The organism is Streptomyces sp. Y20 (assembly GCF_043195475.1).
In the GTDB taxonomy this organism is placed as follows: Bacteria; Actinomycetota; Actinomycetes; order Streptomycetales; family Streptomycetaceae; genus Streptomyces.
This window is the reverse complement of sequence record NZ_JBIDDP010000003.1, coordinates 90,307-111,178: the sequence shown is the minus strand read 5'-3', so window position 1 is coordinate 111,178 and position 20,872 is coordinate 90,307. Positions and strand designations below refer to the sequence as shown.

Below are 20,872 nucleotides of genomic sequence, written 5' to 3'. Positions count from 1 at the left end.
CTTTTCCGTTCAGCGGATGCGGCGGCGGCGCAAGGAGCGTGCCGCACGGGTGTCGGTGGTCTCACTTATGGTCTCAGTGGGGCCCGGAACCGGGGCCGACGGAGGCGACTGTGGCGGTACGAAGAACTCGCCCATCCGCCGCATGGCGTCCTTGGACAGGTGGAACCGGCCCTTGACGTACCGCCTGGTCTGACTGATCTGCGTGTGCCGCAGGATCTCCATGATCGTGGGCATGTCGACGCCCAGCTCGTTCAGGATCGTGCCGGCGGTGTGGCGGCTTCCGTCGTACAGGCGGCGGTCATCGATTCCGGCCTCCTTGAGCAGTTCCTTGAACTCCTCGTAGTCGGCGCGAGGATCCAGTGGCCGGCCGTCCGGACGAGAGAACACGACATCGTGCTCCTGCCACAGTTCCCCGGCGGCCTCTCGTGCCCATTGCTGCTGGGCCCTGTGATCGTGCAGGAAGGGAATGAAGACGGGCGGGATCGGTACGGCGTTCCGGCTCTTTTGGTCTTGGGCCGGGTGAAGGTGAGCCCGCCCTCCTTGCGCTCCGGGCATGTGCTCGCGTGCTTCGTGCATGTCTTGGCGCATGGCTTAGGGCAGCCACGCTTGTAGCCCTTGTGTGCGGTGCAGTGCGGCGGGCACGGCTCGAAGCGGTGCAGACGCATCCCGCAGGCGTGCGGGTCGTCGCAGCCGTGTCGCCACGTGAGGCGCTGAAGCTGCCACTCGGGGCGGAACAGCTCCGCTTCCAGGTCGACGTACGACCAGCGCAGCCCGAGCGTCTCGCCTTGCCGGAACCCCATGCCGACACCGACGATCCACCGCATGAAGGTGGGCCGCTTCGCCGCGGCTTCGAGGAACGCTTTCGCCTCGTCCTTGGTGAAGGGGTTGGCCTCGGTCTCGTCAATGCTCGGCGGGTCCACGAGCGTGGCAACGTTCTCGCCGACGATGCGGCGGCGATGGGCGATCTTCAGGGCGCGGGACAGGATGCGGTGCACCTTAACGACATGCGAGGGAGCGTGCCCGGCGTCGAGCATGGCCCGGTACATCCGCTCCAGGTGCTCGGGCTGCAACTTGTCGATGCGGTGCTTGCCGACGCCGGGGATGATGTCGTTGCGGGTCTTGGACCAGTAATCATCAAGGGAGCGCGGCTTGAGCTTCAGGCTCGCGATGTCGGTGAGGTAGGTCTCCATCCACGCCGCGACGGTCGGCTTACGGCCGGCGGCGGGCGCGCGCCCTTGGTCCCGTTGGCGCTCCAGCTCCTTCACCTTGCGCTTGATCTCGGCCTCGGTCCGGGCCCGGCGGTGGCGTCGGTCGGGGCCACCGTCACTCTTGACGCCCATCGTCACGCGGCCGTGCCACCAGCCATCGGCGCCGAAGTAGATGGACGACTCCATGTTGGCCTTGCGGGGGCTCATGTGCTCCTCCGTACGAGAGGCGCCCCGAGCGAGATGCTCGGGGCGCCTCGGTGACGTGCTCGGGTCAGTTGGGCAGCGGGGCGAGGTTGGCCACGTACGCTTCGAGGTCGGCCCGCCGGATCCGGCGAGTGCGACCCAACTTGATGTACTTGAGGGTGCCTTCGGCCATCAGCTCGTAGACAGTCGAACGGCCGATGGCGAGCGCTTCGGCAGCCTCTTCGGGCTTGTACAGGAGTCGGTCAACGGGAGCGGCAATCGCGGTGCTCATCCGGGTGTCTCCTAAGCGGGAGTGTTCTTGGCCCCCTGTCAGGCTCGCGTCTGTCCGAGGCGGGGATTTCTGCGTCATCGCGTCACGCACGTCATTTGTGGGTCTGGCCTGCGGCTCTGCGGTGACGCGGGCCGCGCGGTGCGTGTCACCGGGCGGGGCGAGGCTCTGTCACCTGTGACGCGGGTGGCGCGGGATGACGCAGGTGTCGGCCGTCTGCGTCACCGATCTCCCGGCAGGCCAGGGGCCGTTTTCTGATCCGTGGTGACGTGGGTGACGCAGCATCTCTTCTCTTAGGACAGAGAGAGGGGGGTGCGCGGCTCAGGGCGTGAAGAAGGAGCCGCTGCGCGGCGCGTCTTGCGCAGCAGCGGCAAGCCGCCGGAACAGCAAGAGGAGCACCCCTGGGCGCTGGGTGCTCCTCTTGCTTGTCCGGTGCGGCGCCGGGTGGCGCGGGTCAGAACGCTGCTTCCTGCTCGTGCGGGAGCGTTGTCGCGACGCTGCGGGTCATCTCGATGTAGCGGGCGGCGCTGGTACGGCCCCAGTCGATGAGGACGCCGCGGGCGGCGAGGGTCGGCTGCAGCCGCTTGAGCCGGTCCGAGAGGACCTTGCCGGTGGTGGGCCAGCCCTTGGGCAGGGGACGGCACTCCTCGCCGCTGTAGAGGACGGTGAGGCAGTGCAGCCACTCCGACGACGTCATGCGGACTTCCGCGCCCGCCTCCAGCCCCGCGGCGTGCTTCAACACCGTCTGCGCGAGGAGGTCACCCTCGATCACGTCATCGTTGAGGTCATCCAGGCTGGCCCGGTAGGCGGCCAGCGAGCCGAAGCCGGTCGCCGCATCGAGCTGCGCGCACAGGTGGGCGAAGTCGGCCATCCGCAGGTCGGTGGGGGTGCCCGCCTGGGCGGCCCGCACCTTCACCGTCAGGTCCAGCAGGGAACCGAGAACGACCGGCAGGATCTCCGCGTACTCCGCCCACAGCTCTGCGTCGGTGCGCCGCACGCGGGGCCGCACGAGCCGGAGTGGGAGGAGCCGTTCGGCGAGGTCGGGCCGGATGACGCCAACGTCAATGCCGGTCAGCAGCATGGGGCGCCGGTAGCGCGAGCGCACGACATCACCGTCGGTGAAAAGCGCGCGCTTGATGCTTTCGGCGCCGGTCACGATGCAGCACATGAGGTCGGACAGGTCCGGGGGTAGGTGGGAGAGGTTGTCCAGGGCGGTGACCCATCCGGCGGCGACGGCCGTGATCATGTTCTCCTCGTCCTTCGGGGCCCGGCGCAGGTCACCGCTCATGCCCTCGATGACCCGCACGAGCATTCGGCCGCCGGTGGACTTGCCCGCGCCCTGGGGGCCGGTGAGGAACGGGGCGGGGACGGGCACGGACGGCTCCAGGCAGCCGATGAGCCAGGCCAGGGCCAGGCACTCGGTCTCGGCGCTGGCGAAGTTACACAGGCGCAGCAGAAGGTCGATGCCCTTGCCGTCGGTGTCCTTGGCCGGCAGGGGGAGTTCGCCGGTGAGCTGGGTGCGCCGCCAGCAGACTTCCTGCGGGTCAGGGGTGAGGATGTCCCAGCCGGTGGGGTGGATACGGACGGACTTGCCGTCGTCGCGGCCCAGGTCGAGCCAGGTCGCGCCGTCGAATCCGGGCGCGACGCGGATGTGGGTGGGCTGCACGTCCTCGGTCAGGGCGAGTGCTTCGATCAAGTCCAGCGCCTCCTTGAGCGCGGTGCCGTTGAACACGCCGATCCCGTCCTTGAAGAGGCCGACCATGAGTTCCTGCCGGTGGCTGCCGGTCGTGCCCTGGGAGCGGATGGGCCGGGCGACGGGGTGGCCGTTCTTCTGCGCGTAGACGGTGCCGTCGATGGTGCGGAAGTACCGGAAGTGCGCCTGTGCGTAATCGGTGATGATCTGGCGGGCCGGGGTCTTCTCGTCCTCGGACACGGTCACATCCCCAGTGCGGTGCGGGCGTTGGCCCACGCTTCGGTGCAGTGCCGGACGGATTCACCCTTGTCCTGGGCGGCGGTGAACAGCCGGATGACATGGGCGTCGGTGAGGCAGCCGCATCGGCCGTGCGTGGACAGCACCGCGAGGAACGTCCGGTACACCGTCACGTGCACCGCGCTGCGGGCCTCGGTGATGCGCTGCACCGCCATGGCGATGCCGCGTTCCAGGTAGGCGGGCGTGCGGTGCGGGCACACCCCGCCGGCGCGTGCGGGCACGGTGACGACGTGCGGCGCCGGGCGGACCGGGGACGGCGCCTTGACGGCCAGGGCGCGCACGGCGTCCGGCAGGTCGGCCATGTGGCCGGTGCCGGGCCCGAGGTGGCGGGCGTAGGCCATGGACGACTTGATGTCGACACCCGGGCGGACGGCGTTGCGGGAGGGCATGGCGCCTCGGTAGATCCAGTGCTGCCCGCGGGTGGTCGGCACGGTGCGGGTGGCGGGCAGGGCGGTACGGGCCCATGCGATGGCGTCCGCGTCGTCCAGGTCCACCACGGTCACCCCGGCGCCGCCGGGGTGGTAGGCGACGGCGACGGCCCGCCGCCATGCGGCCGTCCATGCCGGGGAGGTGAGGACGGCCGGATCGGTGGTGGCGGCGGCCCAACCGTGGCACGGGGCCGGGCAGTGGCAGGGTCCCGGCACCTTCATGTTGGGCCGGTCCCCGCAGATGCTGTTCTTGCAGGCAGGGCAGTTGCCGAACGGCACCTTGCCTCGCCGCAGGGGCAGCACCGGCACGCCGGCAGCGGCCAGTGTCAGTGCGGTCCGTAGAGCTTCGGACAGCGTGCTCATGCCGCCGGGCCCTCGCCCGATCAGAGTCGGTTGCGTCATGCTGGAAGACCTCCACTGTTCAGTTGGATAGGTGGAACGAGGGCGGCCCCGGTTCTTGGCGGAATGGGGGGCCGCCCTCGGCGTAGCTAGAAGGGCGGTTTGTCGCGGTAACCGCCGGGCGTCCACGGGTCACGGCCGGTGTCGCGGCGGCGCAGCCACCGGGGCCGCCGCGGGATGGGCAGCAGGACCCGGTGGCGGGTCTCGTCCCAGCAGGTGCAGGGCTCCCAGTTGGTGCCCGCGTACTCGCCGGTCTCCGGGTCGCCGTAGTCGCGGTTGGCGCCGCCCTCCCCGTGGCACAGCTGGCAGTTCGGGCGGGGGGTGTCGGTGAGGATCAAGGCCCGGCGGGGCCAGTGCGTGAGCTGGATACGGAGTCGGATCATGGGTGGTCTCCTGTCAGCGCTTGGAGCCGAAGAGCTTGACGGTGATGCCGCCGACGCTGATCGGGCCGATCGCGGCGGCGATGGACACGGCGGTGTGGACGGCGAAGTCCAGCAGGGCCAGCAGCGCGGCGATGGTGGCCAAGATGCCGATCGCGCCGGCGCCGGCGACGGCGAGCGGGTACAGGAAGTGGCTGAGCGGGCGGCCAGTGGCGTCGGTGGTGTGGACGACGATGACGACCGGCTGTCCGGTGGCTTCGGCGCGACGGTAGGCGCCGGCGGGGATGTGGGCGGCGATGGTTCCCGGCGGGTCGCGGTGCGGCATGGTGGGGCTTCCCTTCGAGTGAGCCGGCCGGCCCGCGCCGGGGTGGCGCGGACCGGCCGGTTGGGTGTCAGGGATGGGTGCGAGACGGGTGTCACGGCGGTGTCAGGTACGCGTGACAGCGGGTCTGCCTAGGGGTTTGGGTGTCAGGGGCCCGTGACGGTGTCAGGTGTCAGGCGGCGGCCAGAGTGGGGACGATGCGCCAGCGACCGGTGGCGTTCGTGGGCTCCAGTCGTCCGTCGATGGCGGCTTCCTTCAGACGTGCGGACACCCACGGACGGGACAGGTTGTGCCGGTCGCACCAGTCCATGAAGTCCTTCGGGCCCACGACCATCTGCCCGGCCCGCTCGAACTCCTCCAGGGCGACCGCGAACAGTTCCCGGGCTTCGTCTGGAGACGGCTTGCGGCCGGTCTCCCGTCCGAAGATCGGCGCGTCGTCGCCTTCCTCGTCGCCCGGCAACTCGGCTTCGGGGTCGATGCCGGCGTCCTCGGGGTCGACCAGCAGTCCGTGTCCCTGCCCGTCGTTCATGTCGTGGTCTCCCTGTACGGCGGTCAGCCGCGGGCTGCCCGCGGCCGGGGCGGGGTCGGGGGTGGTGCGGCCGGTGTAGGCGCGGCCGGCGACCGCGGTGACCGCGTCGGCCGTGACCGGGTCGGCGATCGCGCCTTCCCGCAGTGCCCACGCTGCGAGCTGTTCCATGAGCGGGACGGCGCGGGCGGGGAAGGCAAAGGTGCGGCCCGGGGAGGGGTAGCGGTCCTCGGGGATGCCCGGGGAGACGACGTAGCAATAACCGGGGCGCCGGTTGCCCCACGCCCCGGGGTGCGCGCCGGCGTCGATGACCGCCTCAGGCAGCGAAAACCCTTCGTCGCGGGGGTCGCAGCCGAGCGCAACCACGGACGGCAGAGAGGCCCGGGTGCTGGTGGACATCTGGTCGTACGAGGGACGCTGCAAAGACACGATCAGGGAGACGCCGGCGGAACGGGCTTCCTGCGCGATCCCGGTGAACGCGTCGTCGCCGAGGTTGCGCAGGGTGTTCGCCGCTTCCTCGAACCAGGCCACCAGAAACGGCATACCCGGGCAGCCACATGACCGGCCGGACTGGCAGGAATGGTCGACGCTGTTCTGGGTCTCGGCCGCGGCAGGGACCCACTGCCGGTAGCCGTGAGCGCCGAGCCAGCGGGTCCGCGCGGGGATGACGGCCTTGACCGCCTCCACCATGACTTCCGTCTCCACCCCGCCCTCGGCGGACCAGTCCATGCCGGGCCGCAGCGGCGCGAAGTCCTGGAAGGCCTTCGGGTCGGACACCCAGAGCAGCACGTCCCGACGAGACAGGATCTCCGTCTGAAGGTTCAGGGCGGTCTCGCCCTTACCGGACCCGGTGCCGCCCGCGATCAGGACGTGAGTGCTGTTCCGCTTGGCTTCCGGGTCACCAGGGAGCCAGATCACGAGAGGGGAGCCGTCGTCGTACCGGCCGATGACCAGGGGCTCCGCGATCGAACCCCCGAGGTTCGACGGACCCTCGTACTCCGCGGGCTGCGCGAGCATGTCTTCGGGGACGATGACCAGTTCCCCGCGTCGGCTGGAGTCCGGCGAGGGGTGGTAGCGGACGGCGGAGACGGGCAGGTCCAGCGCGGACGCGATCCGGGCCAGTGCCTTGGAGACGTCGTCGTTGGTCTGCTCGCCCGGCTCCAGCGCCAGCGGCGCGGTGACCCGGTTCGGCTCCACCTTCGTCTGCCCGATCTGCGCACGGGCCAGACCGACCTTCTCCAACAGCCCCTTGTCGCCGCCGCCTCCCTGCGGGTCGGTGTCGTTGCGGCGCAGGATCATGCGGACGTTCCAGGACAGGGCCACGACCGGCCCGCCCATCAGGAACAGGTCACAGAGCGGTTCGGCGGTGGGGCCGGCGAGGCAGGCCGCGGTCACCCACGCCGATCCCGCCGCCACGGTGATGGCCGAGTGCAGGCGGCGCTGCTGGGTGGTGGACTTCCCCGCCCACCAGGTGGCTCCGGTGAGGGCGACGGAGGCCAGGGTGAGGCCCACCCCGGCCGGAGCGGACGCCTCCCATCGCAGCGAACCGAGCGCGCCGGCCAGCCCCGTGCCGCCCCAGCCGAGCCAGGGCGGCAGGTGCGGCATGACCCGGTTGAGCAGGTAGACACCCACGCTGCCGCCCGACCTGGTGGCGTACGGGTCGGCGAGGTAGGCGGTGGCTCCGTCGTGGCCGTAGGCCACCGAACGGCTGTTGCGCGCCATGAACGATCACCCCTTCCCTACTGCTGAGCCCAGTTCATGACCGGCTGCTGCGGCCGGCGGGCACGGTGACGGACGCGGTTGATCTCCTCTTCGAATTCCTGCTGGAAGGTCGCGTAGCAGGCGGCGGCGTTCTTCGCCGCGTCCCGCAGCGCGTCCGCGCTGCGCTGCATCTTGCGCGCGACCTTCTGCGCCCGGATCCGCGAGCCGAACGCCCTTCCCTCCGGGTCCGGCACGGCCGCCAGGACGCCCTTCATGATTTCGGCGCCCATGGCCACCTCGATGGACAAGGTCACCGCGGCGGCTCGCAGGGCGTTGCAGTACTGCCGCACCTGGGCCGGGGAGGTGAACTCCGGTGCCGGCAGCAGGGTTTCGGCGTGCGGACGGCCCCCGCTGCCGGTGCCGCCGCGGTGGTTGTTGGTGGTCCGGTTGATGGTGACGTTCACCGGGGGCGCGAACGAGCTGCCCAGTCCGCCGACGAAGCCGCCGGCCGCGGCCCCGACGTTGGCGAACTTGTTGGACTTCGTTCCGTTGGCGTTGCTGCCGCCCCGGCTGTTGCTGTTGGTGGAAGCCATCGGTCGACTCCTTCGCGGGTCAGTGGGTGCGGCGGACGATGAGCCAGACGGTCTGCGCGGTGCTCCAGATCAGCAGCCACAGCCAGCCGAGCGGGCCGGTGAGCGGCCCGAACCCGGCCGCGGCGGCGAGCCAGCCGCCCGCCAGCGTCGCGAGCAGGGCCAGGCCGATGCGCCAGGCCAGGACCGTGCCGGTTCCGGGGCGGCGGCGCTGCATGAGCGGCACCCACACGGCCGGGCCGACGGCGAGGACGGTGAGGACCAGGCCGGCCCACGGCGCCACGACGTGCAGCACACCGGCCGCGGCCAGGGCGAACACGGCGAGGCCGGTCGGGGCGAGGGCGCCGCGGTGGCGCCACAGCATGCGGCCCACCCATCCGGCGGCCTCCCAGGTGAGGGAAGGCCGCTCGGGGACGACGATGACGAACGGCTGAGCGGCGCGGCGCCCGCGCTGGCGGGGGATGTGGACGGTGTGGACGCCCGCGGCCTTGACGCCGCGGGCACGGGTACGGCTGGACACAGCGAATCTCCTCGTAGGAGGTGGTTGATGGGTGTGCTGTGCTGTTCAGGCCGCGGCGGCCTGGTCGTCCGGGTAGGCGCACGGGGTGCACATGCCGAGCGCGGCCGGGATGACGTATCCGGCGTCCCGGTGGCACTCAGGACAGGTGCGGCGGGCGGTGTTCGCCCGCTCCAGCGCGGCCCACTTCGCCGGGGTCATCGGGCGCACCGGCCGGGCCTGGTCGACGCGGTAGAGGTAGGCGACCAGAGGCGGGCGGCCCCGCCGCCGGGGCCTTTCGAGCTGAGCGGCCACCTCCTGACCACCAGGCCGCAGCCCGCGGGCACGCAGTTGGCGGCGGGTGGCGTAGCCGTCCGGAGCCAGGCGCCACCGGAAGACGGGCAGCGTGCTCACGCCGCGCCGCGCCGTCCGGGACGGCGGCCGGCGACCGACCCGAGCAGCCGCCCGAGACGGGCCCGGCGAGGACCGGGCCGGCCGGACCGCTTCGCCGCGTACATGGCCTCATCGGCGCGGCGCAGCAGCGCGGACAGGTCCTCGCCCGGGTGATCGACGGCCCGTACCCAACCCAGGGACACTGTGGTGTGCACCTCGGGGGCGGCGTCGACCGGCCGGGCCAGGACGCGGGTGAGGGTGTGCAACCGGTCGGCCATGGTGCCGTCGCGGTCGACCACGACGGCGGCGAACTCATCCCCACCGAGCCGCCCGGTCACTCCGCCGGGGGTGGCGCCGTGGGCGAGGCGGGCGGCGACCGTAGTGAGCAGAACGTCACCGGCCGCGTGACCGTGGGTGTCGTTGATCTGCTTGAAGTGGTCGACGTCCGCCAGCACGACCACGGCGCGCGGGTCGCGCAGCAGGCGGCGGGCCCGCCTGGTGAACGCATCCCGCGTCCACAACCCGGTGAGCGGATCACGTCGGGCGGTGGTCAGCCGTCCGTGCAGCCAACGGGCATGTACCGCCCACCCGATGACGGACGGCACGGCCGGTAAGAGCGCGGCGAGGGTACTCACGCGACCACCCGCTTCCACGCAGCCCGCAACCGGACCTCCGAAGCGGAGTGGCCGGCGGCGCGGAAGCGGGCAGCCGTCTCGCGGTAGGACAGGGGCGGGGTCTGGCTGTGCCGGATGTCGTGCACCAGAACATCCAGCGCGTCATCGGTGAGGGCGGGCGCCGGCTCCAGCGCCGGCACGGGCTCGCTGGGGCCCCACACGGGCAGTTCCCAGCGGGCCGTGACGTCGGGCGTGACGGGGGTCGTCACGCTGGTCAGCGCCCTGCCGGTGTCCTCGCCCCGCCGTGCCGCTTCCAGCGTCGACCAGGCGCCGGCGAGGGTCGCGGAGGTCTTGGCCTGGACGCGTGCGACGCGGGCCCCGGCCCCCGTCACGGCCACGAGCCGCGTCTCTTCGGTGGCCGCCTCGGCACGCAGCCGGGCACGAGCCACGGCCGCCTCATCCCGCGCTTCCTGCTGAATGCCGCGGATGGCGTCCAGCGCACCGGGGGTGAGAGCGGTGCGCTCCCACAGCCCATGGACCAGCCACAGAGCCTTCGCGGCGAGAGGCAGCCACGCCACGGCCAGCCACGCGGCGGTAGAGCCGTCGGTGGTGAGCGCGTGGGCGACCAGCACACCGGTGGCGAGCAGGCCAAAGGACCAGCCGACAACGGTCACCGGTGTGCTGTGGTCACCCTGGGCGGCGAGGCGGCGCTCGTAGGCGAGGGTGGCCAGCCATCCGCCGTCGATCCCGAGACCGACGACCAGAGCGACCGGCCACGGCACCGCCCCGCCCAGCCACATCACGACCACCGCAAGGGTGAGCACCATGGACACCGCCGTCATCACGGCGGCCGGTAGAACGGTCCTGGCCTTCATGCCGCACCGCCCGGAAGGCTCGTCGCGGCCGTGCGGTTTGCCAGCGCCGCCCGCTCGGCCAGCACCCGGCGGCGGGCCCGGCGCAGCCGGCGCTCGTCCAGCTCGGACGGCGTGCGGTCGAGGGTGATGATCTGCGCGTCAAGCAGGTCGACGTCCGCGAGGATCAGCGGCATCTCCTGCTCGATCGCGTCCAGCTCCGCGCTGGTGGGCTCCATGAAGTCGGCGAACGCGGTAACAGCGCCCTGAAGTGTGACGATGTGGCTCATTGGGTCGTGGTCTCCCTCGCAGGTGGAACGGCCCGAACAGCGCCCCCGGTGTTCCAGCACCGGGGGCGCACGCCGTTGAAGTCGGAAGGTCCGGCTCCCCACGCCCCGCCCGTACGGACACCGCGTAGCGGGTTCGGACGGGCGGGGGAGGCAACCGGCCGCAGCGCCGACGACGTTGCGGCATGACCCCGCGCACGACTGGCAGCACCCGGCAGACCAGGGCGCCCCGTACACGGGAGGGTCGGAAAGACTCAGGTGGCATTGCCGCGCCTGTCGGTCCCACACGGCGGCGCCTGGCTATGTCGAGACACGACAACCCCCAACTGCTCTGATGACTAGGGATGAAGCACTGCAAGGGGGATCGCGTCCCCACTCTCCGGCCGTTGCTCGCGGTCGCCGGGCCACCTCGCCAGTACGGGTCGAAACCCTGTTCTGTCTGGCCTTCAGCGGGATTGCAGCGTCCCCGCCTTCTGCGCATGCGGCATGAAGCCGCCAACCAGTCGAGTTGTTTGCGTTCGACTGTGCAGTACCTGTTTTACAGGTACTGCATGAGGGGTCGTCAAGTAGCTTGGCGGATCCTCCTGGTGTCGCGCCGGAACTTCCCGACGCACACTCAGCATCGCTGCACGTCACGAGAGTTGATTACCCCCTGCGTAGACAGCCGTGGGACTTCTGGCTACGGTCGAGAAGTCCCTAGACGTCCCGACGGGGGTGCAGATGTCGAACGAGCGGTTACGGTCGGCCCTTCTCGCCCGCGGTATGACCGTGCAGAGCCTCGCTGAAGCGATCGCGGTCAGCCCGAAGACGGTCGAACGCTGGATCACTCAGGGCAAGGTGCCGTACCGACGTCACCAGTACGCGACAGCGGCGGTACTCAAGGTCGACGTCACGACGCTGTGGGAAGACGGCAGGACCATCGACAGCGCGACGGATCTGACCAAGGCCGAGATAGCAACCGTCTACCCGCACCGGCACACCGTGCCGGCGGGGCTGTGGCGAGAGCTCTACGGTCGCGCCGAGCGGAACTTGGACGTACTCGTGTACTCCGGCTTGTTCCTCTCCGAGGATCCCTTGTTCCACGACCTGGTGAAGGCCAAGGTGGAGGCCGGCGCCCAGGTGCGCATCCTGCTCGGAGACCCCGACTGCGCAGCCGTCCGGCAGCGCGGCATCGACGAGGGTCACCAGATCATGGACGGCAAGATCCGCAACGCCCTGTTGCTGTACCGCCCGCTCATGCGCAGCCACCCGGACATCGGTTTCCGGCTGCACGACTCGACGCTCTACAACTCCATCTACCGCGCCGACGACGAGATGCTGGTGAATCCTCACGTCTACGGCATCGGCGCCTATCTGGCGCCCGTCCTGCACCTGCGTCGCCTACCGGGCGGGGGACTCTTCGACACGTACGCGAATAGCATCGACCACACGTGGGAGAACGCCCGTCCGATCACCGCCCAGGACATAGCCAGCATCACGGGAGCCTGAACCATGGGACGCATCGACTACCTGCACGACCCCGACGCCCCGCCGGCCAACTCGGTGGTGCCGTCCGTTGTCGCCTTCGTCCAGAACGATGCCGGCCAGGTGCTGATGATCCAGCGATCCGACAACGGGCGCTGGGCACTGCCGGGCGGTGGCCACGACGTGGGCGAGTCCATCAGCGACACCGTCGTCCGTGAGGTCTGGGAAGAGACCGGGATCAAGGTCGAAGTGGTCGACGTGTCCGGGCTCTACACGGATCCCGGACACGTGATGCAGTACGACGACGGCGAGGTGCGCCAGCAGTTCAGCATCTGCTTCCGTGCGCGGCCGGTCGGCGGTGAACTCCGTACGAGTAACGAGACGACTCAGGTCCGCTGGGTCGCCCCGGCGGACCTGACGGAGCTGGACGTGCACCCCACGATGCGGCTGCGCATCGAGCACGCCCAGGACAAGGCCCGCACGGCGCCCTACATTGGCTGACGCTTGGCGGCACCGACGCGTTCGAGCACCCGGGACGTGCACGCCAGGATTTCGGGTTCGGCTCGGCGGATGAACGTGCCGATGAGGCTGTCCGGACCGTACCGGCCGGCAATCTCGTTGATCCGATCAACCGGGTTCGTGGGGGTGCCGTCCGGCGTGGTGTTCATGTCGCAGTAGCAGAGCGCGTCATTGAGGTGCTCGTGCTCCCGTGGGAACTCGCCGTCCAGCTCCTCGCGCATGCCGCGCGCTTCCGCCTCCATCCAGGCGCAGGAGTGGTGAGCGACCAGGTTGATGACTCGCTCGTCGGCGCCGGCAACGTCGCGGAGGTAGCGCGCACCGTCCAGCGGGTGAAAGCCCGTCTTGGCGAGGTCCGGCGCGTACCCAATGTCGTGCAGGACCGCCGCGGCCTCCAGCAGCTCCGCGTCCTGGTCAAGGACGAGTGCGATTGTGCGCGCCCTGTTGGCGACTCCCAGGCAGTGCTTCCACCGTCGCGGCAGCGGCTCGGCGAGCAGGGACTCAGCCAGGGGATAGGCCCACTCCGTCAACTTCGGCAAGCTACGAACGCTCCTCTCGCGTCGGCACGGCCCGGACCGTCCGCACCCTGCCCTGTCCGCCCCCCGCCAGCACGCCGGCGGCTTCCAGTTTCTCCAGCGCCTTCGTCACCGTGGGACGTGAGACACCGAATCGCTCGGCAAGCGCCGAAGCACTCGGGAAGGCTTCCCCCACTTCGAGCCCGTCAGCCGTGATGACGTCCGCGATCCGCTGATGCAACGGACGCCGATCGACTCGCGCGCCCGAGCGCACGACGTGCCACCGCTCGCCCGGCGCCGGTTCGGCGAGACCGCCCTGCTTCAGTACCCCAAATGCGCGGACAGCGACGCCCCGCGAGACCTTGTAATCGCGCACAACCTCGGTCAGTGACGGCAGCACCGTCATGTCCGGGTCCTCTTCGATCCGCGTCTTCAGCGCATCAGCGATCTTCAGGAAGGTTCCCCGAGGGTTGGCCTGCTGCGACACCTGCTCTCCCTCTCCGCTCGCCCGTCATCCCTCCAAGACTCCCATGACTCGCGGCTGCCACAGAGAGGCCAGAACGTACTGCTGTCGTATCGCGTGCGAGCCTTCTGCCTCGGGGAGAACTTCTCTACCTCATCAAGCCCCGGCTGCGCTCCGCTCCGCCGGGCGCGCTCCCGGCTCCGCTGCGGGCGCCGCTCCTGCCTCGGGCCCGCTTCGCCCGCGCTGCGCCGACGCGCGCTCTTGTAAGGGTTGGCCGGCGGCATGAGGTCAGAACACGTCATGGCTGGGGCGGTCGGCTCCACGGCTTTAGGCAGCCACTTTGGCGCGAGCCTCGCAGATCATGCCTCAACGTCGTGCTTTACCGGGCCGGTCCACAGACTGCCCGACGCGCCGGAAGCTTACGGGGCCGTGATCACTCACGCCAAAGCAGCTCCAGCCCAAAGCCGCTCCACCGACCGCGTGAGGATCTGCACGTATGAGCCGGGCGAGAGTATCGGCGAAGGCGAACCCGAAGGGAAGGGCCGCCATGGATATGCCACCCGATTGGGTGAACGACCTATTAGGCAAGCTCTGTTGCCAGGGAGACTTGCGGGGCAATCAGGAGCGGCACCGGCCAATGCCTCATGCCGCCCCAGCACAGTCAAGAGCCCAGGGAACTGTCCCACGCCAGCAGTTCAGCTCCCTGGGCTAGTCCGGCCCCTCTGAAGATCCATTGGAGCCCTCATGAACGACGGTACGCGGACGAGCCTCGCAAGGCATCTTTCAGCGATTGAGCGAGAGAGATTGTTCCGTTACGACAAAATCGCGTCCCGAATGTGGTATACGAGCGTCGGCCTGCTGTACTCGTCTGGGCTGGTCTCGTGCGTTGCCCTACTGATGGAGATCGTCGAGGGCGACGGCGCGATGGCTGCCGTGTACTTGGGCATGGCAGTCGCTCTGTTCGGGGCGGGCGAGAAGGCCCGCCGTGCCGCAGCGCGGGTCCAGCGACGTCTCCTCCGGGTCGCACAAGCGGCAACCTCGGTGTGAGTTCGGGCCGTCCCTGGGCCGTCCAGCGGCGCACGGCGATGACCAACGACGACAAACGTCGACGGCTCCGCCGCTGGTCAGAGAGCTGACCGGTGACGGAGCCGCAGATCGCAGGCGTGCGAGTTCAGAACTTGTTCTTCTGGGGTGGGCTACTTCTTGAAGGTTTCCGCGAGTGATTGCAGCAATTTAAGAGCCTCCGGTGTTACACCATCCGGCAGAGTAGTTGCGCCACTCTGTTGCTCGCTCACTGATGTGCCGTCACTCGCACCCCGCTCCACGAAGAGACGGGAAGCAGCGGCCGCCTTAATAGACTCACGTTGTTCCGGCGGCAAGTTCACGATAAACGGATCGAGGGCAGCCAAGTCCAGCTGAACAGATTTGGCGCGGCGCTCTTCTTGGCGATGTTGAGATGATTCCTTAGCCATATAGACGCCACCCGCGAGCAGGGCAAGCGAGCCGCCAAATCGGACAGCCATGAACTGCCAAGGAGTCTTTTCATCAACGTTGCTAACCAAGAGGGTGACGAGAAAGATAAGAAAGCTGCACGCGAACACGCTTACCGCACCAAAGCGCCAACTATTCGCAGACTTTCGCTCCTGTTCGGCGTATCGCCCGTATTCGGTTGCAGTACTAGCCAGACCAACTGCATTCACAAGTTCAACCGCTTGATCACGAAGTGCAGCCACCTCGTCTACGATCCGTTGACCTGCTTCTTTCTGTGCATTTAGGGCTTCGTCGGACTGGGCTCGAACCTTCTCTGTAGCGCTGAGCGTATCTTCGGCCAATTTCTCAAGGGCTCTTTGATGAGATTCGCTCCGCGATGCCTCAGCCTCCGAATAACTCGTTTGGTAAGAGTTGATGGCTTGGTCGAGACGCTGACTCTGTGCGGTAACTGTTGCAGTCACAGAGGAAACCTCTGACCGCAACTGTTCCACTTCAGCTTGAGTGGCCTGTATGTTGCCCTGCGCCTCAGTCAACAGCTCTGAGAAATCCGCTTGTGTAGTTGCGGTCAGCTCGTTGATCTTATTTTGCAGACCCTCGACTTGCCCTCTGATGCCTTCAATGGCATTTTGGGCGTCTGTGACGAAATCCGTGGCGGCGGCCCGGAGGCCGCGCGTGTATCTATCCTTCGAGGGCGGCCAAGTTCGGACTGTATCGAATGCCGCATCTAGGTAGCCCTCTGCAGCTGAGACCAAGTAATTCGATCCAGATCCCGTAGCCCACGCGTTTACGTGCTGCTGGACGTTAACGAGATTCTGCTGAAGAGCGCTGAGAGCCTGACCGGTTACGACCATCACCGGCTCTTGGCCCATTTCGGCTATGTACGACAGGCCCATATTTAGGCGGTCGTAATGGTCGCGGTCCTCGGGCGTCACGCGTCCCTCATGGCTTTTGAGGAGGCTACGGAGGTCGGCCACCAAAGACCACACTGGGTGAGCCTTATATTGAATCTCCCACCGCTCAATCCCCATTACAGCACTCCTTGTCCCCACCCAGCCCTCCAAGGCAGGCGCTCAACCGTGCTCTGCCTCAGTTGCAAGATAGTAGCTTCAACCATCAAGAGTGACAGCAAGCACAGTGCCACCTCATACCCCAGAAACACGCATGCACGAGCGCCCTCCCGGGCCGCCCTCGGGCTGTGGAAGGGCGCTGAATGGTGACCGACGTCGACAGCTCGGCAGCAGGTCAGGACGTTGATCGATTAGGCGGCCGCAGGTCACAGCCGCCGGTGATCAGTTGTGGCTGACCTGAGGAAAGTCGCCTGTGGCCGTTGCGTGGCCAGATCGCTCCCTTGTGTGCGCTTTGTCTACGTGTCACACAGTTGAGAGGCGGCGTGATACGGCGGAGGGGGACTCTGCATGTCCGTGTCGAGTGACGAGCCGGTAGCACCGTCGGCCTGGGCGATCGAGAGGTTCGGGCGGCATGCCGGCGCACTGGCGGCAGCCGTGCCGGTCCAACTGGCCAACGCGCACGCGAAGGCTCATGCCGCCCACCTTGCGGTAGGGCTGAAGAAGCGGAGCCCCTACGGGGTCGCCCTCGCAGGACTCGTGCGCGAGTACCTGGCGCAGACGGCGCGGGAGCTGGGGGAGTCCGTGCGCGACGTGCGCGGGTACGAGTACGCAGTGATCAACGATCACGCGCTCTTCCCTTTCAGGTACGCAGACAAGCCGAGGCCGCTTGAACGTGCCCGGTTGCCTTCGAACGCGTCACCCACCCGGCGCCGACTGTTCCGGGCGCACGGGCCCCAGCCGCCAGAGGGGCTGTTCGACCTCGATGACGGGCTGGTGACGGAGGAGTACCTGGGGCTGCACGAAGCGTTCGAGGAGCTGGGAGCTTCTACCAAGCTGATCTGTGTCTTCTTCACGGCCGACGCGGAGAACGGCATCCACGCCATTCACTGGGGAGAAGCCCACCTCGAACCGGACCGGACCTTCCGGTGGCTGTACAAGGAACAGCTCCCCGTCGCTCCCGTGCCGCTTGAGTGACCTGGGCTTCGCCGCTCTCGGTAGAGAGTCCGGCTGACATCACCAGCTGACATCAAAGGCGTCGGACCAGGGCAGACAACGACGGCCTCAGCTGGAATGCCGGGCGGCCACAAGCGCCCGTTCCGAGATGCCACCTTATCTAGCGAACGAACTTGTAAGGCGAAGGTCACCGGAAGTGCTCTACGCGAGAGTGCTGGGCTCCTCGCAAGCTGTTGCGCTGCGTTGTTGTGAAGGGATGCGGTGCTGGGCGGTCCGGCGGGTCTCGATGAGCGTGCGAAGGTCCTTAGGTGTTGGCCAGGGCGCCCGGCGGTGGATCATTCGGTGGCAGTTCGCGCAGATGAGTGCGAGGTCGCTGAGTTTGGTCCGGCCTTTGCCGGCCTCATGCAGCGGGACTACGTGGTGGCACTCGATGTAGCCGTCTCCGCGGTCGCCGTAGACCTGTTCGAAGTCGAATCCGCATGCCTCGCAAGCGAGCCTTCCACCCTGCCGAAGGACTGCGGTGATCTTCTTCTTGCGTAGGGCCTTGTTCCGCTCGCGGCTCCTGTGGCGGCGCATCAGCAGCCGCCCTTCAGGCGCGCTGTAGTCGTCCAGCTCTTCTTCCTCATCTAGAGGAAGACCCTGGAGATCGCCCGCAGCGATGCCCTGCCGGATGAGCTGAGCCACCTCGGTCATCTCGGCTGGCATGGCAAGGAAGTCGTTCAGCACTGCAACATCAAGGGCTCCGCCGTTGGTGGGCTTGCCTTGGTAGTCCGGGTGCCGCGTGGCGATGTCGAACGTCTTCCGGGCAACCCCGTTGGGGTTGCGAAACTTCTCGTTGCGGTCGGCCTCGGCGTGGATCGGCATCAGTTGCAGGAGGCCAGACAACTCGATGACGCGCTGGTCGTTCGCATCGAGCCCCTTCCAGCCGTTCGCCATCACGAGATGACAGGCCAGGATGATCTCGTCACGCGCCCAGTCAGGGTTTTTGACGGTTTTGACCTTGAACCCGGCGCGCTTGAGCCAGGCCGCTGCATGGTCCCTGCCGCCGCTGAACTCCGCGGGCAGCAGTGCCCGGCCGTGATCCCACTTGTGAGCCACGCCGGCGATCGCCTTGGAGTCGTACCATCTGCCCTCGTGTACGAGGACGTATGAGAGTGACGCCTTGAAGCCGTACTTCGCGAGGAACTCCGTCCGGCCCATCTGGTCGTACTCGGCGATGACTTTGAGTACGGCGTCCCGTGTGATCGCACCTATGCGCATGGCTGAAGGCTACGGCCAGGCACTGGCAGCGGGCATCGGTGACTGTACAACCGTGCCTGAAACGGGGGAGTGTTGAGATCTGGCTGGTGTCACGGCTGGCAGCTCCCGGGGGCGTGACGCGCAGCCGAGCACTTGGGCCTCCACTCGTCTGGCGGATGCGATCCCCGAGCCATTCAAGGCCGGGGACGGTCTCAGTCGCGGTCTCGATCGTCGGTTCTTCCGTGAACACCCGCCATAGTCCGCCGGCGTCCAAGACCCCGTGTGACCAGGAGTCGAGTGCGTTTCGCAGACTTCCGCGGACATCCACGGACCAAGATCAGACAACTCGTAATGCGTAGGTCTCGGGTTCGAATCCCGAAAGCGGCTCGGATCAACCCCAGGACTCACTCGCCGTGACCTGGGGTTTTTTCATGTGGCGGATGCGGCGCCGGTCCCGGACCTCGTCAGTCGCCGTTGCCGGGTGGGCCGGCGCGGAGTCCGCCTCCCTCTCCGGGGCGCCGACCCCTGCTCCGGCCGTGCGCCGGGCGGCGCCGCCTGCCGCCTGGCGCACCGGCTCCCCACCGGGATCCGCTGACCGCCGCCTGTCACCCCGGTCGCTTCACGGTCGACGCTCCGGCGTCACCGCTCGTCGTGTCCGCCGTGGCGCTGGCCGCCTGCTCGTGCGCCCGGCGCTCCGGCCGGGCGGAGAGCCAGGTGAGCAGCGCCGCCGCGAGGACGCAGACCGCCGCGACCGGCAGCAGCGAGGCGGCGCTGCCGAACGAGTTCAGGCCGATCGCGCCGATCACGCTGGACAGGGAGATCGCCAGGTACATCACGGCCGCGTTGAGCGAGACCCCCAGCGCTTCGGCCCCCGGCTGGGAGAGCGCCATGACGCGGTGCTGCTGGGGGGCGGTGACCGACCACGAGCCCACTCCGCTGAGCGCCACCACGACGACCGCGGCGGCGAACGACTTCTGGCTGGGCAGCATGGCGAGGAACACCGCGGACAGACCGAGCGTGGCGCAGATGACCACATTCCGTGGCCCGTGCCGGTCGGCCAGGCGGCCGGCCATCAGGTTCCCCGCCGTACCGGCCAGTCCGAACACCAGCAGCAGCAAGGCCACTCGGCCGCCGTCGCCGCCGGTGGCCGGTGCGAAGACCGAGCTGATGTACGTGTACGGCAGGTAGATCCCGACGAAGGCCAGCAGCGTGACGGTGAGGACGCCGGCCACCCTGCGGTCGGTGAGCGGCGAGAGCCGCCGGCGCAGGCCCGTCCTGGCGCCGAGCTTGATCTCGGGCAGCCGCAGCGCGATCACCGGCGCGATCACGACGGCGAGTGCCGTGACGAACCACATGGTCGCCCTCCACCCGAACGCGTTCCCGATGGCGGTGCCCAGTGGCGCGCCGAGGGCGAGCGAGGACGTCAGGCCGACGGTCACGATCGCGATCGCCCGCCCGCGCCGTTCATCGCCGGCGATGGCGGCGGCGGTGGTCCCCGCGTTGGGCGTGAACATCGCGGCTCCCGCCGCGGCCACCACCCGGGATGCCACGACCAGCGGGTAGCCGGGGGCGAGTGCGGTGACGACGTTGCCCACCGCGAAGACGGCGAGCGCCGTGACCAGCACCCGGCGCCGGGACCACGTGCCGGTCAGGGCCGCCAGGACTGGTGACAGCAGTGCGTAGGCGAGGGCGAAGACGCTGACCAGCTGACCCGCGGCGGCGATGCCGACGTGCAGTGAACGGCTGATGTCGGGAAGCAGGCCGGCGATCACGAAGGCGTCGGTTCCCACCGCGAAGGTGCCCAGGGCCAGAACCATCGCATGAGGGCGCCAGCGCTCGCCGTGATCGGGCTGCGCGGTGTCGGTCATCGGGTGCTCCTTTTCCGATGGACATCGTCTGTTACGACGAGCATCGTAATAAGAGTCGATCGTGATCGTAACTACCGACGTACATTGACTCTCTTGCCGGACGGCGGCCAGATGTGATGTGTACGGTCAGAGGCGATCACCATGGAGGCCGTGATGCGCGACACGAAGGACACCTGGCTGCCGGAGCCCGACCTCGACGAGGTCGACGTCGCTACGGTCCTGCAGGCTCTGGCCGACCCCGTACGCCTGCGGATCGTCCGGCTGCTCGACGGCGCGGGTGAGGGTTCCTGTACCAGCCTCGACGTCCCCGTCAAGCGGTCGACCGTCTCCCATCACCTGCGCACGCTGCGGGAGAGCGGCGTCGTCGCGACCCGGCTGGTCGGCAACTCCCGGCTCAGCAGGCTGCGCACGGACGAACTCGAACGCCGCTTCCCCGGCCTGCTGACGTCGATCCTGACGGCCTCCGCACCGCAGGAGCGGCGACAGCACGGCGGATGACCCGGCGGGGGGCAGGGCCACCGCGCGACGAGCGGCGCCGAGCCGACGGGCCGAACTGCTGGGGCCGGCCGGTGGAGGGCGGGGTGCGCGGCGGCTCGGGCGTCTCGTCGGTGTTTCGCGCCGGCACCGGTGCCGGGAGC

The 20,872-nt window shown here is 68.7% G+C and carries 22 protein-coding genes and 1 pseudogene; 5 read left to right on the top strand and 18 right to left on the bottom strand.

The genetic code is table 11. The features are described 5' to 3' along the window. Nucleotides 1–9: 9 nt before the first annotated feature. The 13 genes and pseudogenes from ACGFT1_RS08830 to ACGFT1_RS08770 form a co-directional block, all read right to left on the bottom strand. Nucleotides 10–1,415, bottom strand: a pseudogene (locus ACGFT1_RS08830) (tyrosine-type recombinase/integrase). A gap of 64 nt (nucleotides 1,416–1,479) precedes the next feature. After that, nucleotides 1,480–1,683 (bottom strand): helix-turn-helix domain-containing protein, encoded by a 204-nt coding sequence (locus tag ACGFT1_RS08825; protein WP_373908342.1) that lies wholly within the window; start codon nucleotides 1,681–1,683, stop codon nucleotides 1,480–1,482. Between the two features lie 451 nt (nucleotides 1,684–2,134). Next, the gene (locus ACGFT1_RS08820) at nucleotides 2,135–3,613 is read right to left on the bottom strand and encodes an ATP-binding protein (protein ID WP_373908341.1); all 1,479 of its coding nucleotides are present in this window, start codon (nucleotides 3,611–3,613) and stop codon (nucleotides 2,135–2,137) included. A gap of 2 nt (nucleotides 3,614–3,615) precedes the next feature. After that, entirely contained in the window at nucleotides 3,616–4,500 is an 885-nt protein-coding gene (locus ACGFT1_RS08815) for a bifunctional DNA primase/polymerase (RefSeq protein ID WP_373908340.1), read from the bottom strand. 86 nt (nucleotides 4,501–4,586) lie between these two features. Continuing rightward, nucleotides 4,587–4,880: a hypothetical protein gene (locus ACGFT1_RS08810; protein ID WP_373908339.1), complete on the bottom strand. Its 294-nt coding sequence runs from the start codon at nucleotides 4,878–4,880 to the stop codon at nucleotides 4,587–4,589. Between the two features lie 13 nt (nucleotides 4,881–4,893). Then, nucleotides 4,894–5,202 carry a hypothetical protein gene (locus ACGFT1_RS08805; RefSeq protein ID WP_373908338.1) on the bottom strand — a complete coding sequence of 103 codons (309 nt, stop codon included), beginning with the start codon at nucleotides 5,200–5,202 and terminating at the stop codon, nucleotides 4,894–4,896. A 169-nt stretch (nucleotides 5,203–5,371) separates the two neighbouring features. Beyond that, entirely contained in the window at nucleotides 5,372–7,447 is a 2,076-nt protein-coding gene (traB, locus tag ACGFT1_RS08800) for a plasmid transfer protein TraB (protein ID WP_373908337.1), read from the bottom strand. Nucleotides 7,448–7,464: 17 nt separating this feature from the next. Next, on the bottom strand, nucleotides 7,465–8,019 hold the full coding sequence (gene traA / locus ACGFT1_RS08795) for a plasmid transfer protein TraA (RefSeq protein ID WP_373908336.1): 555 nt from the start codon (nucleotides 8,017–8,019) through the stop codon (nucleotides 7,465–7,467). A 19-nt stretch (nucleotides 8,020–8,038) separates the two neighbouring features. Beyond that, nucleotides 8,039–8,536, bottom strand: coding sequence for a hypothetical protein (locus ACGFT1_RS08790; RefSeq protein WP_373908335.1), 498 nt, complete (start codon nucleotides 8,534–8,536; stop codon nucleotides 8,039–8,041). 45 nt (nucleotides 8,537–8,581) lie between these two features. After that, nucleotides 8,582–8,926 (bottom strand): RRQRL motif-containing zinc-binding protein, encoded by a 345-nt coding sequence (locus ACGFT1_RS08785; protein WP_373908334.1) that lies wholly within the window; start codon nucleotides 8,924–8,926, stop codon nucleotides 8,582–8,584. Continuing rightward, nucleotides 8,923–9,540: a GGDEF domain-containing protein gene (locus ACGFT1_RS08780; RefSeq protein ID WP_373908333.1), complete on the bottom strand. Its 618-nt coding sequence runs from the start codon at nucleotides 9,538–9,540 to the stop codon at nucleotides 8,923–8,925. The genes ACGFT1_RS08785 and ACGFT1_RS08780 overlap by 4 nt, the downstream gene beginning before the upstream one ends. Further along, nucleotides 9,537–10,394 carry a protein spdB gene (locus ACGFT1_RS08775; protein ID WP_373908332.1) on the bottom strand — a complete coding sequence of 286 codons (858 nt, stop codon included), beginning with the start codon at nucleotides 10,392–10,394 and terminating at the stop codon, nucleotides 9,537–9,539. The genes ACGFT1_RS08780 and ACGFT1_RS08775 overlap by 4 nt, the downstream gene beginning before the upstream one ends. Next, entirely contained in the window at nucleotides 10,391–10,660 is a 270-nt protein-coding gene (locus ACGFT1_RS08770) for a DUF6284 family protein (protein WP_373908331.1), read from the bottom strand. Before ACGFT1_RS08770 ends, ACGFT1_RS08775 begins: the two co-directional genes overlap by 4 nt. 759 nt (nucleotides 10,661–11,419) lie before the next feature. Here ACGFT1_RS08770 and ACGFT1_RS08765 point away from each other — a divergent pair. Together ACGFT1_RS08765 and ACGFT1_RS08760 are read left to right on the top strand one after the other, a co-directional pair. Then, the gene (locus ACGFT1_RS08765; RefSeq protein WP_373908330.1) at nucleotides 11,420–12,145 is read left to right on the top strand and encodes an XRE family transcriptional regulator; all 726 of its coding nucleotides are present in this window, start codon (nucleotides 11,420–11,422) and stop codon (nucleotides 12,143–12,145) included. A 3-nt stretch (nucleotides 12,146–12,148) separates the two neighbouring features. After that, nucleotides 12,149–12,622, top strand: coding sequence for an NUDIX domain-containing protein (locus tag ACGFT1_RS08760; protein ID WP_373908329.1), 474 nt, complete (start codon nucleotides 12,149–12,151; stop codon nucleotides 12,620–12,622). On the opposite strand, the gene ACGFT1_RS08755 is transcribed toward ACGFT1_RS08760, so the two are convergent. Together ACGFT1_RS08755 and ACGFT1_RS08750 are read right to left on the bottom strand one after the other, a co-directional pair. Further along, on the bottom strand, nucleotides 12,610–13,176 hold the full coding sequence (locus tag ACGFT1_RS08755) for an HD domain-containing protein (RefSeq protein WP_373908328.1): 567 nt from the start codon (nucleotides 13,174–13,176) through the stop codon (nucleotides 12,610–12,612). The two genes, ACGFT1_RS08760 and ACGFT1_RS08755, sit on opposite strands and share 13 nt — an antisense overlap. Before the next feature lies 1 nt (nucleotide 13,177). After that, the gene (locus tag ACGFT1_RS08750; RefSeq protein WP_373908327.1) at nucleotides 13,178–13,639 is read right to left on the bottom strand and encodes a GntR family transcriptional regulator; all 462 of its coding nucleotides are present in this window, start codon (nucleotides 13,637–13,639) and stop codon (nucleotides 13,178–13,180) included. A 720-nt stretch (nucleotides 13,640–14,359) separates the two neighbouring features. Between ACGFT1_RS08750 and ACGFT1_RS08745 the strand changes: the two genes are divergently transcribed. Beyond that, complete coding sequence (locus ACGFT1_RS08745; protein ID WP_373908326.1) at nucleotides 14,360–14,662, top strand: hypothetical protein; 303 nt, start codon at nucleotides 14,360–14,362, stop codon at nucleotides 14,660–14,662. Nucleotides 14,663–14,811: 149 nt separating this feature from the next. Here ACGFT1_RS08745 and ACGFT1_RS08740 read toward each other — a convergent pair whose 3' ends face one another. After that, on the bottom strand, nucleotides 14,812–16,038 hold the full coding sequence (locus ACGFT1_RS08740) for a hypothetical protein (protein ID WP_373908325.1): 1,227 nt from the start codon (nucleotides 16,036–16,038) through the stop codon (nucleotides 14,812–14,814). Between the two features lie 483 nt (nucleotides 16,039–16,521). Between ACGFT1_RS08740 and ACGFT1_RS08735 the strand changes: the two genes are divergently transcribed. Then, a complete protein-coding gene (locus ACGFT1_RS08735) occupies nucleotides 16,522–17,148 on the top strand; it encodes a hypothetical protein (RefSeq protein ID WP_373908324.1) in 627 nt (208 codons plus the stop codon). 180 nt (nucleotides 17,149–17,328) lie between these two features. Here the strand turns inward: ACGFT1_RS08735 and ACGFT1_RS08730 are convergent, their stop codons facing one another. Both ACGFT1_RS08730 and ACGFT1_RS08725 read right to left on the bottom strand, forming a co-directional pair. Then, the gene (locus ACGFT1_RS08730; RefSeq protein WP_373908323.1) at nucleotides 17,329–18,387 is read right to left on the bottom strand and encodes an HNH endonuclease; all 1,059 of its coding nucleotides are present in this window, start codon (nucleotides 18,385–18,387) and stop codon (nucleotides 17,329–17,331) included. 584 nt (nucleotides 18,388–18,971) lie between these two features. After that, nucleotides 18,972–20,234 carry an MFS transporter gene (locus ACGFT1_RS08725; RefSeq protein ID WP_373908322.1) on the bottom strand — a complete coding sequence of 421 codons (1,263 nt, stop codon included), beginning with the start codon at nucleotides 20,232–20,234 and terminating at the stop codon, nucleotides 18,972–18,974. A gap of 153 nt (nucleotides 20,235–20,387) precedes the next feature. Between ACGFT1_RS08725 and ACGFT1_RS08720 the strand changes: the two genes are divergently transcribed. Next, on the top strand, nucleotides 20,388–20,732 hold the full coding sequence (locus ACGFT1_RS08720; protein WP_373908321.1) for an ArsR/SmtB family transcription factor: 345 nt from the start codon (nucleotides 20,388–20,390) through the stop codon (nucleotides 20,730–20,732). Nucleotides 20,733–20,872 lie beyond the last annotated feature (140 nt).